The sequence below is a fragment of the Haloarcula sp. R1-2 genome (genome assembly GCF_011627385.1).
Taxonomy (GTDB): domain Archaea; phylum Halobacteriota; class Halobacteria; order Halobacteriales; family Haloarculaceae; genus Haloarcula; species Haloarcula marismortui.
Genome location: NZ_JAANTG010000008.1, coordinates 59,691 through 74,824, shown reverse-complemented (window position 1 = coordinate 74,824; position 15,134 = coordinate 59,691). Strand labels below are relative to the sequence as shown.

General features: G+C 54.5%; 20 protein-coding genes. 7 read left to right on the top strand and 13 right to left on the bottom strand.

Annotated features, from left to right (window positions below; translation table 11 throughout):
• Window positions 1–131: 131 nt before the first annotated feature.
• The 3 genes from G9C82_RS20365 to G9C82_RS20355 all read right to left on the bottom strand — a co-directional run bounded on the left by G9C82_RS20365 (window position 132) and on the right by G9C82_RS20355 (window position 2,413).
• Window positions 132–713 carry a hypothetical protein gene (locus G9C82_RS20365; RefSeq protein ID WP_127015226.1) on the bottom strand — a complete coding sequence of 194 codons (582 nt, stop codon included), beginning with the start codon at window positions 711–713 and terminating at the stop codon, window positions 132–134.
• A gap of 551 nt (window positions 714–1,264) precedes the next feature.
• Complete coding sequence (locus tag G9C82_RS20360) at window positions 1,265–2,077, bottom strand: hypothetical protein (protein WP_127015225.1); 813 nt, start codon at window positions 2,075–2,077, stop codon at window positions 1,265–1,267.
• Between the two features lie 57 nt (window positions 2,078–2,134).
• Complete coding sequence (locus tag G9C82_RS20355) at window positions 2,135–2,413, bottom strand: hypothetical protein (protein ID WP_127015224.1); 279 nt, start codon at window positions 2,411–2,413, stop codon at window positions 2,135–2,137.
• 154 nt (window positions 2,414–2,567) lie between these two features.
• Here G9C82_RS20355 and G9C82_RS20350 point away from each other — a divergent pair, with 154 nt between their 5' ends.
• Entirely contained in the window at window positions 2,568–2,861 is a 294-nt protein-coding gene (locus G9C82_RS20350) for a helix-turn-helix transcriptional regulator (RefSeq protein ID WP_127015223.1), read from the top strand.
• A gap of 322 nt (window positions 2,862–3,183) precedes the next feature.
• On the opposite strand, the gene G9C82_RS20345 is transcribed toward G9C82_RS20350, so the two are convergent.
• Together G9C82_RS20345 and G9C82_RS20340 are read right to left on the bottom strand one after the other, a co-directional pair.
• Window positions 3,184–3,489, bottom strand: a complete 306-nt coding sequence (locus tag G9C82_RS20345) for a hypothetical protein (RefSeq protein ID WP_127015222.1) — start codon at window positions 3,487–3,489, stop codon at window positions 3,184–3,186.
• Window positions 3,490–3,510: 21 nt separating this feature from the next.
• The gene (locus G9C82_RS20340; protein WP_127015221.1) at window positions 3,511–4,440 is read right to left on the bottom strand and encodes a hypothetical protein; all 930 of its coding nucleotides are present in this window, start codon (window positions 4,438–4,440) and stop codon (window positions 3,511–3,513) included.
• Between the two features lie 290 nt (window positions 4,441–4,730).
• On the opposite strand from G9C82_RS20340, the gene G9C82_RS20335 reads away from it, so the two are divergent.
• Together G9C82_RS20335 and G9C82_RS20330 are read left to right on the top strand one after the other, a co-directional pair.
• Complete coding sequence (locus G9C82_RS20335; RefSeq protein ID WP_127015220.1) at window positions 4,731–5,756, top strand: site-specific integrase; 1,026 nt, start codon at window positions 4,731–4,733, stop codon at window positions 5,754–5,756.
• A 222-nt stretch (window positions 5,757–5,978) separates the two neighbouring features.
• Window positions 5,979–8,342 carry a DEAD/DEAH box helicase gene (locus G9C82_RS20330; protein WP_158600532.1) on the top strand — a complete coding sequence of 788 codons (2,364 nt, stop codon included), beginning with the start codon at window positions 5,979–5,981 and terminating at the stop codon, window positions 8,340–8,342.
• A gap of 453 nt (window positions 8,343–8,795) precedes the next feature.
• Here the strand turns inward: G9C82_RS20330 and G9C82_RS20325 are convergent, their stop codons facing one another.
• From G9C82_RS20325 to G9C82_RS20315, 3 genes are all read right to left on the bottom strand, one after another.
• On the bottom strand, window positions 8,796–9,083 hold the full coding sequence (locus tag G9C82_RS20325; protein ID WP_121513558.1) for a helix-turn-helix transcriptional regulator: 288 nt from the start codon (window positions 9,081–9,083) through the stop codon (window positions 8,796–8,798).
• A 127-nt stretch (window positions 9,084–9,210) separates the two neighbouring features.
• A complete protein-coding gene (locus G9C82_RS20320) occupies window positions 9,211–9,477 on the bottom strand; it encodes a hypothetical protein (RefSeq protein ID WP_127015218.1) in 267 nt (88 codons plus the stop codon).
• Window positions 9,478–9,541: 64 nt separating this feature from the next.
• Entirely contained in the window at window positions 9,542–10,366 is an 825-nt protein-coding gene (locus G9C82_RS20315; RefSeq protein ID WP_127015217.1) for an N-6 DNA methylase, read from the bottom strand.
• Window positions 10,367–10,588: 222 nt separating this feature from the next.
• Here G9C82_RS20315 and G9C82_RS21140 point away from each other — a divergent pair, with 222 nt between their 5' ends.
• The gene (locus tag G9C82_RS21140; protein ID WP_394343591.1) at window positions 10,589–10,924 is read left to right on the top strand and encodes a HalOD1 output domain-containing protein; all 336 of its coding nucleotides are present in this window, start codon (window positions 10,589–10,591) and stop codon (window positions 10,922–10,924) included.
• A 31-nt stretch (window positions 10,925–10,955) separates the two neighbouring features.
• On the opposite strand, the gene G9C82_RS20305 is transcribed toward G9C82_RS21140, so the two are convergent.
• Window positions 10,956–11,300, bottom strand: coding sequence for a hypothetical protein (locus G9C82_RS20305; protein WP_241244177.1), 345 nt, complete (start codon window positions 11,298–11,300; stop codon window positions 10,956–10,958).
• Window positions 11,301–11,448: 148 nt separating this feature from the next.
• On the opposite strand from G9C82_RS20305, the gene G9C82_RS20300 reads away from it, so the two are divergent.
• Both G9C82_RS20300 and G9C82_RS20295 read left to right on the top strand, forming a co-directional pair.
• Window positions 11,449–11,700: a hypothetical protein gene (locus G9C82_RS20300; RefSeq protein ID WP_127015216.1), complete on the top strand. Its 252-nt coding sequence runs from the start codon at window positions 11,449–11,451 to the stop codon at window positions 11,698–11,700.
• A gap of 90 nt (window positions 11,701–11,790) precedes the next feature.
• Window positions 11,791–11,970, top strand: coding sequence for a hypothetical protein (locus G9C82_RS20295; protein ID WP_127015215.1), 180 nt, complete (start codon window positions 11,791–11,793; stop codon window positions 11,968–11,970).
• Window positions 11,971–12,095: 125 nt separating this feature from the next.
• Here G9C82_RS20295 and G9C82_RS21135 read toward each other — a convergent pair whose 3' ends face one another.
• Window positions 12,096–12,545 carry a hypothetical protein gene (locus tag G9C82_RS21135; protein WP_127015214.1) on the bottom strand — a complete coding sequence of 150 codons (450 nt, stop codon included), beginning with the start codon at window positions 12,543–12,545 and terminating at the stop codon, window positions 12,096–12,098.
• Window positions 12,546–12,651: 106 nt separating this feature from the next.
• Between G9C82_RS21135 and G9C82_RS20285 the strand changes: the two genes are divergently transcribed.
• Window positions 12,652–13,020, top strand: coding sequence for a hypothetical protein (locus G9C82_RS20285; RefSeq protein WP_127015213.1), 369 nt, complete (start codon window positions 12,652–12,654; stop codon window positions 13,018–13,020).
• 8 nt (window positions 13,021–13,028) lie between these two features.
• On the opposite strand, the gene G9C82_RS20280 is transcribed toward G9C82_RS20285, so the two are convergent.
• The 3 genes from G9C82_RS20280 to G9C82_RS20270 form a co-directional block, all read right to left on the bottom strand.
• Window positions 13,029–13,415, bottom strand: a complete 387-nt coding sequence (locus tag G9C82_RS20280; RefSeq protein WP_127015212.1) for a hypothetical protein — start codon at window positions 13,413–13,415, stop codon at window positions 13,029–13,031.
• Window positions 13,416–13,490: 75 nt separating this feature from the next.
• Entirely contained in the window at window positions 13,491–14,390 is a 900-nt protein-coding gene (locus G9C82_RS20275; RefSeq protein ID WP_127015211.1) for a transcription initiation factor IIB family protein, read from the bottom strand.
• Between the two features lie 57 nt (window positions 14,391–14,447).
• Window positions 14,448–15,134 (bottom strand): hypothetical protein, encoded by a 687-nt coding sequence (locus tag G9C82_RS20270; protein ID WP_127015210.1) that lies wholly within the window; start codon window positions 15,132–15,134, stop codon window positions 14,448–14,450.

The window sequence follows — 15,134 nt, the reverse complement described above, 5'->3', positions numbered from 1 at the left end:
TTTTTCATTTCATAGTTTTTCTATGCGAGATACGCGCTGTGCATCTTGCACAGCCCGATCTACAAACCCCGAGACAGATACCAGTGTTTGCTGTCTTCGGTAAGAGCCGAGACCAAGACAGGACGAGTTGGCTACTCGCCGTCCGTGCTGTCCGTCACTTCTGCGATGAACGTGTCCGTTGATCTGTCCAGATCGTACTGGTTGATGAGTTCGAGGGCAGCCAGCGCTGCGCCTGTGTCTACGAGGTCTGCGGCGAGCAACCGTTTGAGACGAAGAGTGCCTTTGTCGGCACGGTCGGAATCTGAACCTCGCATCTGGGAAAATTCCATCAAGAGTCGTCGCCAAGCAGTCGCCGAGCCGGTCACCGTGAGATTCCAGTCCGGGGCTTCATACCTAGAGGACGACTGCCGGCGGTAGTGGCCTTCAAGTCTGTCGAGCAAGTCGTCGATGATCGTGCCCTTCTCAACGGTCCGTCCGTGTATGGCGTAGTCTGGGTCGACGAGATTGCGCCACTCGTCGTAGGAGTCGATATCGTACTCGACAGCTAGCTCGACCTCGACTGTTTCGAGACAATCGGCCTTCCCGGGTTCATTCACGCGCCGAAGTCGGTTTGCGGTCCCCTCGGCGCGGACTGTGAGGTCTGGGAACTGCGCTTCGCTGGATGCTGATTGCTGTTCTCCGGTCTGATCGCTGTTGGTGGTCTTCGATGCCATGGGTACTGTCGGGACGCTCTCACTGGACCGCCCCGCACCCGACTGGGGGTGCAAAAACTCACAGTCTGGTCGACTAATCGCTGAAGAATTGGCACACATCACTGTCTCCGGAGAAAACCACCAGACAGCGGTGGTATTTTCACTCGAAATACGGTGTGTTAAGTCTGGGACTAAAGCCGGTCTCAAGAGGGTGTCGTAGGGACTCTCCAGAGGTTAGTTTGTCCTCATTGCTTTCCCTAACTACCTTTTATTTCATATGAATACATAAAATATTAAAACGCTAAACAGGTAGTTGTCAATTATGGATAGCAACCTCACACCCGACGAGTGGGATCGAATTAGAGCGTTCGCACGGGCTGCAGATTGCCGCCAACGGCCCGAGATACTGCTCCCTGAGGAAACGGTTAAAAGCGACTAAGATACGATCACGTTCTGGTCCGCACCTGATGACTGGCTGCTACAATGTTCTAAGCAATTCAGCAGAGCAGAATACAACCAGCTGTACTGTCGGTATTCTATGCACTCAGAGCGAGATCAACTCACACTTCAAGTCACTCTATCGGTTCGACCTCGAAGGTCAGCAGATGTGATCGAAGACGGGCGTAGGCCCCGTCCCCGTCAGTGGTGACACAGAACCGATTTGGCCTTGCCTGACGAGGATTGCCGTCGTTCTCTTGCCACTCTTCCAGCGTGAACTCAAGCGCCTCCAACTCGCTGTCAGCGTCTTCAAAGACGGCCGCGACCGACGGCGTCCCATGGTTGTCAGCGACGTAGGCAACCTCAACAGCGTCGTGGTTGGCGTCAAGTCTCGTCCACCCATCGAGCGCTTCCGGCGGGTCCTCGGCGAACTGCTCGATTTCGCGCTGAGTCAGTTCGGCTTCTGCGGCGTCGCGCCACGCTTGCTTGATGTCCTCGGCTTGGGACCGCTCGATCTCCTGAAGGACGTCGCTGTCGATACACTCTCTGGCCCACGCAAGCACGGTCTTGGCTTTCTCGTGCCTCTCCTCGGGTTCGCCGTCCAGCTGTCCGAAGTTCATCTCTTGGGGCGACATCAAGAGAACTGACGACCGCCAGTAACCGGGGTCAGCGTCGCATTCCTCGTCGGCATTGGGAGCCCACGACTCCATCGAGGTACGGACCTCTTCGTGGTGATCGAAGCCGGTTCGGACGCCGCCGGCACGCAGGATTCGCTCCGCGAGGTCGATAGTTCGCTCGCGCTCGTCAGCGGGCGCTTCATCGGGGCGGTCAACGTCGGCGTAGAATGGCAAGCCGACTTTGCTGATGATCGTCTCTTTGTAGTTTGAGATAAGCAGCGGTTCATCGACGAAGATCGGGTCAAACGGTGGTTCGGTTGTCGGCAACATACTGGAAAGCCTCCAGCCATGGAGGCGACACAAAATCGCCCTGCGGCAGAGTCCGATCTAGAGGTACTGGTCAGCGGTGTCGCCGTGGTTCGCTTCCAGGACTTCCCAGTCCGCCATCGCGTCGTACTCTGGCCGGACCTCTCCGTCAGAGAGCATATCATCGACGAAGGCTTGGACTTGTTCATCGACGGGCGCGCCCTGCAGGTCGCGCTCACGAGCGACAAACTGGATACCACAGATTGTGCGCCCGTCTGCTGCAAGCTGCCAGAGCAGGAGCTTCCGGTTCTGGTAGGTTGCGAGTTCGGTCAGCAATGCGTCGTCTGGTGGGTTGGACATTGTGTGGAACCTCCGACTGTGAGGGCTGCACAAAACGAACATTGTGAGTAAGGGAAAGAGCCGGTACAGTGCTTCAGAAGACTACCAAGCGGGTTTCCGGTGAGTGCGAATAAGTAAGATTATGGCTCCCGGACGTGGCGGTTGATTTGACAGGATGCACGATCTGAATAGTTTTAAACGTGATATGTTAGTCGTGATCGCCGGCATGGACAATCCGAAGGGGACAGAGCTCACCGCCGAGTTGCAGGAGCACTATCCTGAAGAGATCACAGCCGGACGCGTGTATCCACAGCTGGATGACTTGGTCGAGAAGGGACTTGTCGAGAAGGGGGAGAAGAATGGACGAGCAAACGAATATCGACTGACAAGGCGTGGCGTGCGAGACCTCCAAGGCCATCGAGAGTGGGAAAATCAGTATCTGGCTCCGATTGACGAGCTATCTCCGTAGTAGTGTAAGTAGTAGATACGAACCCCTCCAGAGACAGTTGATCACTCTCAAACTACAGTTTAATACTAATCTTAATATTAAGAAAGTCGTCATAGAACAGTTGGCATGGTTTTCAGATATCGGTCGTAAGGACTGTTATTGTTGCTTCTGAATAGCGGCAATAATCTCTACATCTCAGACACCGGTTTTCCGGAGACTACTGAGGTGTGTGAATCGTTTTGTAACACCTTGACGCAGTAGTGTGAGTAGTAGACACGAACCTTCTCCAGAGTCAGTTGATCACGCTCAAACCACAGTTTAATACTAATCTTAATATTAAGGACTACTCTGAATCTATCTCAAACTTCCGTCGAGCCTTGTCAGCGACCTCCGGATGCCGATTCGCTAACCGCTCCAACTGGTCGCGGAACTCGTTGCCCGGATCAACGTCAATGTCATCGCTCGCACGAAGCTCGTCGTAGAAGTATTTCATTTCTGGCCCGACAGCGAAACCGATTGTTTCTGATTTCGTACCGTCCCCAGCCATGGCCTCAATAAATTTCTCAGTTGCACCACTGCTGTCAGTCGCATCTGTTGTCTGTTCCTCCGCTGCGTCATCAAGTGCGTCGCCGAATGCGTTGTCTCCCATGGGTTAATCTTAATCTTAATATTAAACGTAGTTTTCAAACGTTTCTTCTGTAATTCGGATCTCTCCGGTGTCGACGTACTGTTCTGCTCCGCCACGGAAGCCGTGGTAGCACTGCTGTCGGACATCTCGGGGTGTACCGTCAGATCGGTCTACGACCTTCCGAATCGCGCCGGCGCTGAATGGGTCGGCTGGATATCCCTCAGTGAACTCCTCGTCTCGTGCCCACGCAAGCCACCGGCCGATTAGTTCCTCGGTCTCGGCAAACTCAAAACGTTCTAGCGACCGATGCTTCGCGACCAGTCTGGAAGATAGCGTCTCGCGAAGTTCGTCGATGCGATCTCCGGCAGTTGGTGTTCCAAACAGGAACAGCAAGAACACTGGCTCAGATTCTCCGAGGTCTCCAACACTCTGGAGGCCCGCAAGCAATTGTTCGAACGTACTCTTCCGTCGGGCGGCGTCTTCGAGCTGGTCTACTTGGATGATACAACAGCGGTCTTGAGTTTCTAGTTGGTCAGCCACATCTTCGACGACAGATCGAACCTCGTCAGTCGCGTGCGGGTATGAGTCTGGAACCTCTAAGTAGTCGTAGCGCTGAAGTTCATCCAATAGTCGGGTATAGAAGCGCCGAGTCGTGATCGACTCGACTTCTTTAATCCTCGCGATGGCGAACTCCTCGCTGCGAGGACCATCTCGAAGCGCATCGTACACGAGTTCTCGGAAGTGGGTCTTCCCAGCCCCGCGTTTGTCGATTACTGAGACGTGGCCTGCCCGATTGATGATATGGCTGGCAACCTCTTTGAGCAAATCCTGATTGACGTCAACGGCAATGCTGGTGTCAGGTAACGACTCCGCAGCAAACGGGGTCCGTTCCCCGGTGAATCCGAGCTGATTCCCGTAAGTGGCCTGGGCACTTTCTGCCGCGTCAAGTGCTTCACTGAATGTATCGGTCATTCCACGTCTGGTTTAACATTAGCCTTAGTCTTAAGATTAATCCAGACCGTCATACAAACGTCTGACGATAATTGTGGAGGCGGTCGCGAGCCATACTGATAATTATGTTGTTTCTCAAAGGTCAGAATCTAAGCGAGATCGGTATAGCGATATACAATTTACTGAAACCGGAAATGCCGTCAAATCACTGTTAGGGTGCCTGAAACGATGATATTCCGGTTTTGTAGATAGGTTTGTATTAGTGTAGTAAGCACCACCAGTTTTACCCGGACCGCCGCTGTACGGGAAGCATGGATCGGCTTCCGCCTGCATACGACGCTACTCCCGGGGATGACGCCCTCGAAACAGCCATCGAGAAACGACTGGTCGATATCGACTCCGGGCGCTACCGAACAAACGTCGCCAGCGTGCTACGGAAGTTCGCAGCTTGGTCCCGGGACCAGCACAATATCTCCAGTCCCGAGGACATCGACGACGACCTCTGTCGGCAATACGCTCGTGACCTTGCTCGAGCTGATGACCGAGACGATATTTCACCGGAGACTGCTCGTCGGTACTTCGCGTATGTCCGCTCGTTTCTCACGTGGGGTGTCTATGAGGGCTTGATCCCGACGAACCCGGCCAAGACCAACCACGCTGAAGGGCCGCTCCCGACCGATGAGACCGAAACAGACCAGCAGTACTGGACTGCACGCGACCGCGACGCCATCTGTGCCACTGCGACCGCCCGCGTCGACGACGCCGGCGAGGGCGACGACGTCGACCGCACAGCGGCCTACCGTGACCAGGCACTCGTCTTCTTGCTCGCCTACTCCGGTGCTCGCAGCGCGGAGCTCGTCGCTGTTTCTGATGATGAAGAACGGAACGGCCTGCGGTGGCGTCACGTCGATTTAGAGGCTGGTACAATGCAAGTATTCGGCAAGAACCGTTCCCGCGAGTCTGCGCCGATCCTCGACGATGCACTTCGCCCGCTTCGGCGCTGGAAGCAACTTCGAGAACCTGACGAGAATGAAGCCGTCTTCCCCAGACTCGACAACGCTGCGAAAGCGCTTGATCCCACGCCGTCGATCACCACGCAGTCGGCCCGGGATATCCTTGCCAAACTCTGCGAGTGGTCCGACTACGAGTTCGAGGAGCCACTGAAGCCACACGGTGCCCGCCGTGGCCTCGGGCGGGAGATCTATCGTGAGAATCCACAGCTGGCGCAAGATGTACTCCGTCACAAATCAATCGAAACGACCCATGAAGGGTACGCTCAGGAGGCCGCAAAGCGGACACGCGATGAAGCGAACGATATCATCGGCGATGGGCAATAAAGCCGCGACATACTTCGCGGAAGACAGCACTTGACATCATTGTTATCCTATTTCGAAATAAATAGTTTTTTCAGGAGCGGGTAGCCCAACAGGCCGGGTAAGTACTGACACAGATGGGTGTTATTTTGAATATGCACAGGCATCAGTACTGCAGTATGGTTCGATGTACGAATCGGGATAGTATTTTTATCAGACGGCATGTATTATTATCACAATTCATCAATGGTCGATATTCCAGATAGTCTCTCCCAGCTTGATGCTGAGCGGGTTGAATCATTACTTCAAAAGAAAGGATTTGACTCGATAAACAAGACACAAGCGGCGTTTCTTGAGGCAGGCGGGATGGATAAGGAGAATACCCTTCTCTGTGCAGAGACTGGAAATGGGAAGACGTTCTGTGCTGAGACTGTAGTCCAGCGGGCACTTGACAACGGGAAGTCGGTTGCGTATCTCGTCCCAAGTGTCTCGCTCACGAACGGGAAGTATGAATCCATCAACGAGTGGCTTGACGGGGAATATACCCTCGCGAATGCGACGTGGGGTGAGACAGCCGGTTATCAGCATGCCGATGTGATCGTTGCAACCTTCGACTCATATTATGAGGCAGCGATTCGCGGTGTCGGCCTCGGTATTGATACGCTCATTTTTGATGATTTCCATGAGATTTACTCAGACTTCCGTGGGGATACCATTGAAAAATGCCTGACCATTGCCCGGCAGAACGGGGTCGAGATCTTTGCTAATAGTGCGACGGTCGGGAATCCTGATGAAATTGCTCGCTGGTTAGAGTCCGATCTTGTCATCAGCCCTGCGAAACGAAGCGTTCCGATCGTCGAAAGGCCGGTAATGAAAGATGATTCACGGAAATCCTATGGCGAGTTCATCGGCGATCTGATCATGGATAATCGAGAGGTCGGCCCGTTTATGATATTCAATTTCTCGACATCGAATGCACAGACTCGGGCTCTGCGGATCAAAGACAACTGTCGGTTCGAGCGACCGGATACGGATTATCGAGAAAAGGTTGAGGCCGCAATTGATACTGTTCTCACCAGTACCCACCATGATTTAATCAACTGTCTGGAGAATGGGGTCGCTTTCCACTACGCCGGGCTCGAGAAATCTATCAAAGAACTCGTGGAAAAAGGAGTAAAAAACGGCGATATCAAGTGTATTTCCTGTACAACTACTCTCGCATACGGATTTGACTCGCCTATACAGTCGGTTATTGTTGCCGACCTCGCTCGCTTTGGGCAATTCATTGGGAAGTACGAGTACATACAATGGATCGGTCGTGCTGGTCGGGGTGGAGATATGGATGAGGCGTATGCCTACCCCATCTACACCGACGAAGAGGCTGAAGAATACTTCGAGTTTGGAACACCAATCGAAGAGAAATCGCTTGAATCTATTGGGTCACACTTCGGGCCTGTGCCTGACGACTTTCCGGGCGATGAATACATCTCAAACGCGGAGAACGCTGACACCAATCTCCGCTGGCTGCTGATTGAACTTGTTGTCAGTGGATGGAATACACTCGATAAACTGATCGAATTTGTTTCAATGACACTGTACGGGTTCTATCAGGCCGCGTCGATGTCGGCGACTCCGGCTCTCGATACTGATGAGGTCACCCAGAAGGTCATTCAGTTCACGAAGGAGCTTGATGAGAAAGGCTTCATCAACTATCGGTCGGACAACCAAATCACGCCAACCGGACTTGGAGAGGCTGTTTTCGAATATGACCATTCGACCCGTCTTGAGGCCACACCAGACGCACTCAAGGGAGTTGTCAAGATGCTCGAAAACTACCACCCAATTTCGCCTGAGCGACTGGTCAAAGAGTTTGCGATGGTCTCATACACATGTGATCTCAGTGAATCGCCGGATACCGATAACCCGCTGTGGGAGTTGCTAGAGAGACACGGCTATGAACGGTCCGACTCATCAATGACCGCGGCCGTAATGACGTGGCTCTGGTGTCAGGGTATCAATGCCGATTTAATCGAAGCCCGGGCAGAGATCGACGTGGCGCATCTCTCAACAACTGCTAACAATCTCTCTGAAGCGATCCGGGCAATTGGTGAGTTGTACGCTGCGACTCAATATCAAGAACCAACGTGGGTTGAGACGTTCGCTCAGCAACTTGCGGATGGTGTCACCGCGAAGGATCTCCATCTGACGTCCTACAATGGTGTCGCTCGTGGGCGAGTGATGGCACTCGAAGATCAGATTCAGACTGCATGGTCAGGATTAGATGAGGATACGCTGCCAGGCCACGCCGCAACAATTGAAAAACTGGCTTTCCAACAAAAGCGGGTTCCATCAACGTTTGAGGAGAATATCGTTCGGGGTGCCGATCACATCTCGACTACGACGGCACCGACCGTTGTCGAAGCTGTCGAAGACTGGGTAGCCGGCGACTCCGGAGAACGAACTCAGCCGCCGATTGCCGAATCTGGTCGTAACTTCCTTAATTTCGGGAATTCGTCTGGGACAATCGATATGCCGCAGACTGCGGGTGAGTCTACTGAGTCAGGTTCTCGTGATACGACACGTAGAACGTCGCTTGATGACTTTATATAACCAGCGTGTCATAGAATACGTCTCACACCCTCTACCTGACAATCATACACCCTTCAATTCGAACTTAGTCCCGTGGTTTCGCTATTCGCCGATTCTGTTCAAGCTAGAGACCGTGAATTATGCCTGTTGAGATCTATTGTAGGACAGGATCCTCTATACTGGGCATAGCCCCGAAACACTCTGAAAGAGCAGACTAGTTTGGATTGTCATCGCCCGCCGACTGTGTGTCATTAACTACAGGTTTTGGCCAGCAGTCATTGCAATGTTCCATCTCCTCGCGATCACCACGGATGGTTTCGCCGTCTGGAAAGTCTTCCAATCTGGTGCCACACTCTGTGAATTGCCCCTTGTGACCCTGTTCATCGTATTTTGAGACGACCGCGTGAATCACGTTCTCGATCTCGACTGCGGCGTGGCCATTCAGAGTCGGATCAAAATCAGGCGCGTTGACAGTCATCCAGAAAGCTCACTCGTTCCGTACTGTTGTTCCCACTCGTTTCGAGCAGCTATCTCTCGCTCGCCACGTTGCGTGATTGAATAGATGTTGGTCCGTCTGTCTTTGTGCGCCTTCTCAACGAGGCCTTTGTCGACAAGTGTGTCAAGACTGGGGTAGAGCCGTCCGTGGTGGATCTCTTTCTCGTAATAGTCTTCGAGCTCGTCTTTGATAGCGAGGCCATGTGGGCCGTCTAGACCGTACACCACATACAGCAGGTCACGTTGAAAACTGGTGAGGTCAAACATTTCAGGCTGGCTAACAACTTTGCGCCATTAAGTCTAATGAAATTGACCAAAATCCAGACGCATTAATGGCTACTTTGAGGGCTAGAACCAGTCTCGAAAACGGCTGAAATCTGATTGTAAACTAGTGTTAATCCTCGCCTGCCTCGTCCTCCTCGGGCTGAACATCCCGAAGCCGACCACTGATCTCCTGGTCGTACTCTTCCAAGAGCTTGTAGAACTCCACAATCGTCTCCTCGGCAGTCTCACCCTTCGATTTGATCGTCACTCTGTCTTGATCGCGAGTGTCAGTGCCTCGATCCAACCGTGCTTCCATACTGCACCCAAAGTCCGTTCGTTCGACCTTTTCAACTGTGTCTGGAGCCGCATCCGGCTCTGTGTCTGGTTCACTTGACATGGGTCTTCTCGGGGACGCTCTCACTGGAACGCCCCGCACCCCACTGGGGCACACAAAACAGCCGTCAATCGCTACTCTCGAACGCACCCAGACTGGCCTGCTCACTCGGAACAGATGTCGCGACCGGCGGCGTCCGACCATCCGACTCCGTCTCTGCCTGCTGTTCTGACCCGGGCTGGCTCCCTCCTTCGACCGTATTCTCGAAGGCGTCGGTCACCCACTCGTGAAGCTCTTCGACCTCCTCGTCGTCTAGCTCGCGAACGCTCCCACCCAGCGAAGAGTACGAGGTCTGCCATACTCGCTGGAACTCGACAGTCAGCGAGTCGCCCTGAATAACGTAGGCATCCAGATTCAGGAAACAGCAGTTCAACGCCGTCATTCGGGCACACAGTGGGTCCTTGTCTTGCCCGACAAACAGCGCGTCTGGCTGCTTTCGACCGGCGACCAGCAGTGTTCGACCGCTCCCACAGGCCGGGTCAAGGACCGTCTGTCTATCATCGCTATCACTCTCGTCGCCAACGCCGGCGATCTCGGCCATCGTCTCGCAAACAGAGTGCGGTGTAAAGTGCTGGCCGAACGCATCGCTGGACATTCCGTATTCCTCGTAGACAGCACCCAGAACGTCAGCGTCGGTAGCCGCCATCCGTTCTTGCAGCTGGCCGAACGCCTTGGCGAAGAGGTCGACCGACCGCTGCCCGCGTGGGTGGTCCATATCACCGCGCTCGCGATAGTCGTCGACAATCTCCAGATACGGGTCGTCTCGGTCTTGCAGTGCGAACAGCACGAGGTTGACCCAGTCTCGAAAGACCGTGTGCGCGCTGTGCCCGCGCTGGCGAATGTCCTCAAGCGTTGCAACAATCTCGTCGACATCGATCTGTGGCGAAGCCATGCTCTCTCAGCCACCAGAGAGTCACAAAATCTGGCCTGCTGGAGGGTATCGCTCTGGGAATTCTGCTTGTGGAATGACCTGGTCAGTACACGATGTGTGTTGTACACAGACACTGAGTTCAGAATAGTGAATATCTAAAATAGGGTTTCAGCCGGCGAAACAAGCGAATCCATGGGATATATGTAATGACACTTCTGAAAGGGCCCTAGATTGGTGTACTTCATGGACAGGTCTGCAACAAAGGAAGATGAGGTTTGCCGAAATGAGTCCGTATTGCACAAGACCCAATATGATCCAGAGAGCGATCAGCAATTGATCCACCCGATTCTGGAGGCAGTCGCCATGCTTGGAGAGCGACCGGTGAAAGCTCTCCAAAAAGACCCACTACACGAGAGTATCGATATCGAAGCCGTCGAAGCATTACTGTTTGGGCCCGGGCGAGACAGTGGTACTAATGCGTTCCGACGGACAGTCTCGTTTGAGTATAGCGGGTATCGGATACATATCCACGGCGACGGACGAATTCTTCTATCCGAACCCAACGGGCCCACGAACTAAGCAGCGACAGCGGATCTGAGACGGCGTGGCATCAGGAATCACACGGCTCCCAGTCTGCTGGAAGTTCGTCAGCATGGTTGTCCATGAGGTTGAGGACAGGCTCAATCTCGTTGAAGCGGTCACCTTTCGCAACTTCGTTGGCATCTCTGTCCCAGTCAATGTAGGCCATCCTCTCTAAGCGTGGGAGGTCAGTATGGTGAAGTGCAATTTCAACCGTCCGGCTTCCAGAAGCATTCCTTGGCAAAAAATCGACAACTGGTCGCGGTTCACTTCGCTTTATTAGAAACAAGACCTTGCGCCGCCGCGGGGTCAATAACGCTTCGAGTACCCGATCCATTCGGCTGTCTAGGAGTGCACCCGGAATCGGGTCCGTCATATTCCAATAACTCTTTGAGTACCAATAAAAATATTTTGACCAGCAGGGTGCTGTTTAGCGTGGTTTGAGATGTGATGAGACTATAATGAGATCTGTATGTTATTATTTTTGAAGGCGTACTAACTAATAGACGTGATAATGAAACCATATGTTGAACAATTTTTATCAATATGGAAATGTCATATTCATGTGTGTTGTTGACATGGATAGTACGCAGGTTTCTGGTGCCAGAGAGGAAGCACGTGAATGGACTTCCGATGAACAAGAAATAGCCACCCTGGTTGAGGCATTCATTAGCCAGGATTTAGTGCCTGCTGAGGTCGAACAGAGCGTTGAGAGACTGCAAGAAGCAGGGGACTCACACAAAGCACTCAAAGAGATCCTCAACGCACTGGACTGAGTTCGTAATTCAGTGGACTCAAATAGTCACTCCTGAATGCTAATGCCGATGTTCGTAACTTTTTATTCGAGAGAATCCTCCAAGTCTTCCATGCCAGACACTGATACTGAACGCAAATACCAGATTCCGGAGTCAGTCCTTGACCACTTGGCCGCTGCCCACGATCATGCGGAATCCGATGAGACGCTATACCACATCCGACAAGCACTCCAAATATCCGAGAGTGAGGTCGGGTCTGTCAATGATATTGGCGAGACAGTAGCCGAATAAGTCTGGAGTGAGAAACTTGCAGGCCTGTTTTCGAAATTCCTCGTCGAACTGGTCAAACTCCCGGCAGTCATTACGCATACACACTGAGCGGTCGTTTCAATCGTGTCATGAGCAAAGAAGCCGTTCTACAGCGGATACGACGGGTCGTACAGGTCTTCGACCCCCCGTCGATAGTGGTCTTGGCTGGAGTCTGGAACTGGATCAGCCTCCTCCGGGTGCTTCGCGATGATGCTGGCGAACTGCTTGGGCGGCTTCCAACTGTCATCAATTTCGCGGGCCTCCAACTGTTTCATGACCGCATTCTCACCGTCAGCGGTGACGTACAGAACACGAATCCCCGGCTTCTCGCTCAGCGGGCCCTTGAGCAGTTTCCCTGTTCGTGTATTCACCAGCCACTCAAGTAAGAGCCCAGCTCGGCACTGTATTGCATACAGTTGCACTTCGTTCTCCTTGGGAGATTCTGTGCGCCCGTTGTCGGCCCACGATTGGGGCAACGACCGATTCTCAGTCTCATCTTTCCATCGCCACTTCAACTTTTTCGGACCCGTATTCCCACGTTGGTATTTACTACTCATTGTTTGATTCTCTCAGCCACTAGAGAAACACAAAATCCACTCTCTACCGCCTCTATAGCAACTTTTTTGCTGTTTGAGAATATATGTATTAGTACGAGGACTCATCATGAAAACAGCCGAGTCCCCCACTACGACTAACGAGTGTTCGCCACCAAACCAGTGGATATCCCGCCAGCCCAGCGGCACCCGCGATCTCGACTTCCAGCGGATTCGTGACGACCGGTCAGCAACGTGGAACGCCGCCCTCGATGCCAGTGTCGACGTAACGAAGGGCGGTCGCCCGGACCTGTTTCTCGTCTCCGCCGACGGCGACTGTCCTGTGAACTGCTCGCTGGCCGAGCATCCCCACGGGACCCACGCCGGCTGGTGCAGTTGCGAAGTCTTCCAGGCGACGACTGTCTGCCCGCATCTCTGTGTTCTCCGTCAGCACGCTGCCCTCGGTGATCTCGACCTGCCGATGCGGAACCAGACCTGAAGCACAACTCAGCCGTCGCCCATCGAGACATCAGCCAGCGGCCGAACGTCGACGCGCCCAGTCCGGTCGTGGTCAAGACACTGGCACAGTCGTTCTCGAACCGTTGCCTGCGAACACGGCTCGACGTCAACCCCTAGCCGCGGATCGTCTCGAATCTGGACGTACTCTGCGTCGACGTCCAACGGCGTGTGCTCGACCCGACACCAGATCGTCTTCGCTCCGGCTTGGTCTAGATCAGTCACGTACCGAGCAGCCACCGCTTCGTGGCGAAGTTCGACAAGGACTCGTTCGACAAACGATGCGACTTTCGTTGGCGACCGTGGCGCTGGGACCGACGCAAAAACACTTGAAGAGTCGTGCTGTGTTGCCGATTCGGGAGTATCAGTAACTGACATATGTCTCTCTCAGGACGTGCTTGCTGGCTCGCCCTGCACCCTCGCCGGGGCACGCAAAACAACGGTCGCGAGAGGTCACGCAACGATATGCTCCTCGATCTCCTGGAACCACTGCCGGGCCGTCGTAATATGCACATCCAGCGGCTCGCAGATCGTCGCTTGTGTGAGCCGGATGTCTGACTCTTTCCCGGCGAGGTACAGAGCGCCGGCTGCGACACCGTCTGGTCGCCCGTTGACCGCTGTTGACTCAGTTGCCTGCTCTGCGAGTTCGAGTGCCCGCTGGCGAATCTCCGGCGCAATGTCAAATGGAAGGTCCGAACAAATCCGCGCCACCCAGTCCACCGGAAGCGACACTGGAATCGGGAGGTCAAGTTCCACCAAGAACGTCCGGTAGCAGTTCCAGACGTGCGATGCAGAACACCGGGCAACGTCGGCTACCGTCTCCATCGTCACGAGGCCGTTGCACCGGCAGGCAGCGTACACAGCGGCCGCTGCACCGCCCTCAATCGACCGTCCGATCAGGAGGTCCTCGTCCTGCGCCTCCCGGAAGAACGTGGCTGCCTGCTCTTTCACCGCCTTGCTCTCAGACAGCGCACTCGCGATGCGTCGGATTTCGCCGAGCCCGTGAGCGAGATTCCGGTCGCGCTTACTCGTGAACTTCGACCGGCCATGGAGTTGTCGCTGGCGAGCAAGCCGTCGACGCCGTCTTGGGGAAATATCTGCACTATCGACGCTTCCGATGTTCGTCGACAGGCCTCGATCATGCCGAGTGACCGTCCGGGGTGCGCCTGTCCGCTGCTGTTCCTCCTTGTCGTACGTCCGCCACGCTGGCCTGCGGTCAATCTGGTCTTGGTCGGTCACCAGGCCACAGTCCTCGCAGTTCGTTTCTCGCCCGCTGCTGTCGAGTTCGCCGCCACACTCGGGACAACCCGACGTAGCTGCAGACAACGCTGTCTGGACAGTTTGTGAAGACATATTTCGAGACATCTTCTCACCTGACCAGAGGGGCAGAAAACACGCTGCGGCCCCCGGTTAGGCGTCTGGCAGTTTTCCATCCGGGCGGGGGACTCGCTGGGCGTCGATCTCGATCTCGACCCGGCGACGGTGCTTGCATCGCTCGGCGACATCGGGACAACTGCACGTCTCCTCAAGCACGTCGACCTCGTACCGGCTATCCGACGCCGAATGAACCTCGTAGCGACCGGGCTTTGCGAGGAAGGAAACATCGATATCTTCCTGCTTCGCTCGTTTCGTGCGTGGTTCGTCCTCGGAGGTGACGGCCAAGGGGTCCTCGTTGGGGTCTGTGACACCGCCGTCGTCGAACCGGACCTGCATGACTCCACCGTCAGCGACTGCTTTGCGGGGTTCGCCGTCGACGTGCAGCCCGAACTGGTCATCGAGAGCGTCGTCGTCCACCCACTGCGGGATAGGTCGCTCGCCGGTCGCGAAGGCGACTCGCTTCTGGTGCTTGCACTCCTCGCCGGGGTTGAACTGTTTCCACTTGCACTCACAACTCCCTGTTCGAGTGTCGACAAGGTACTCTGAACCGGAGCCAGAGTTGACTAGAAAGAGGTCGTCGGCGTTTCGTGCCCGACCAATCGAGTCCAACACGGTCATGACTTCGGTCAGCGCCCGAACGGTCCGGTTGTTCGGGTCAGCCTCCTCCAGTTCGCTCTCGTCGATGCTGCCGGCGTCGCTACGGGATTCTGTGGTAGCCAT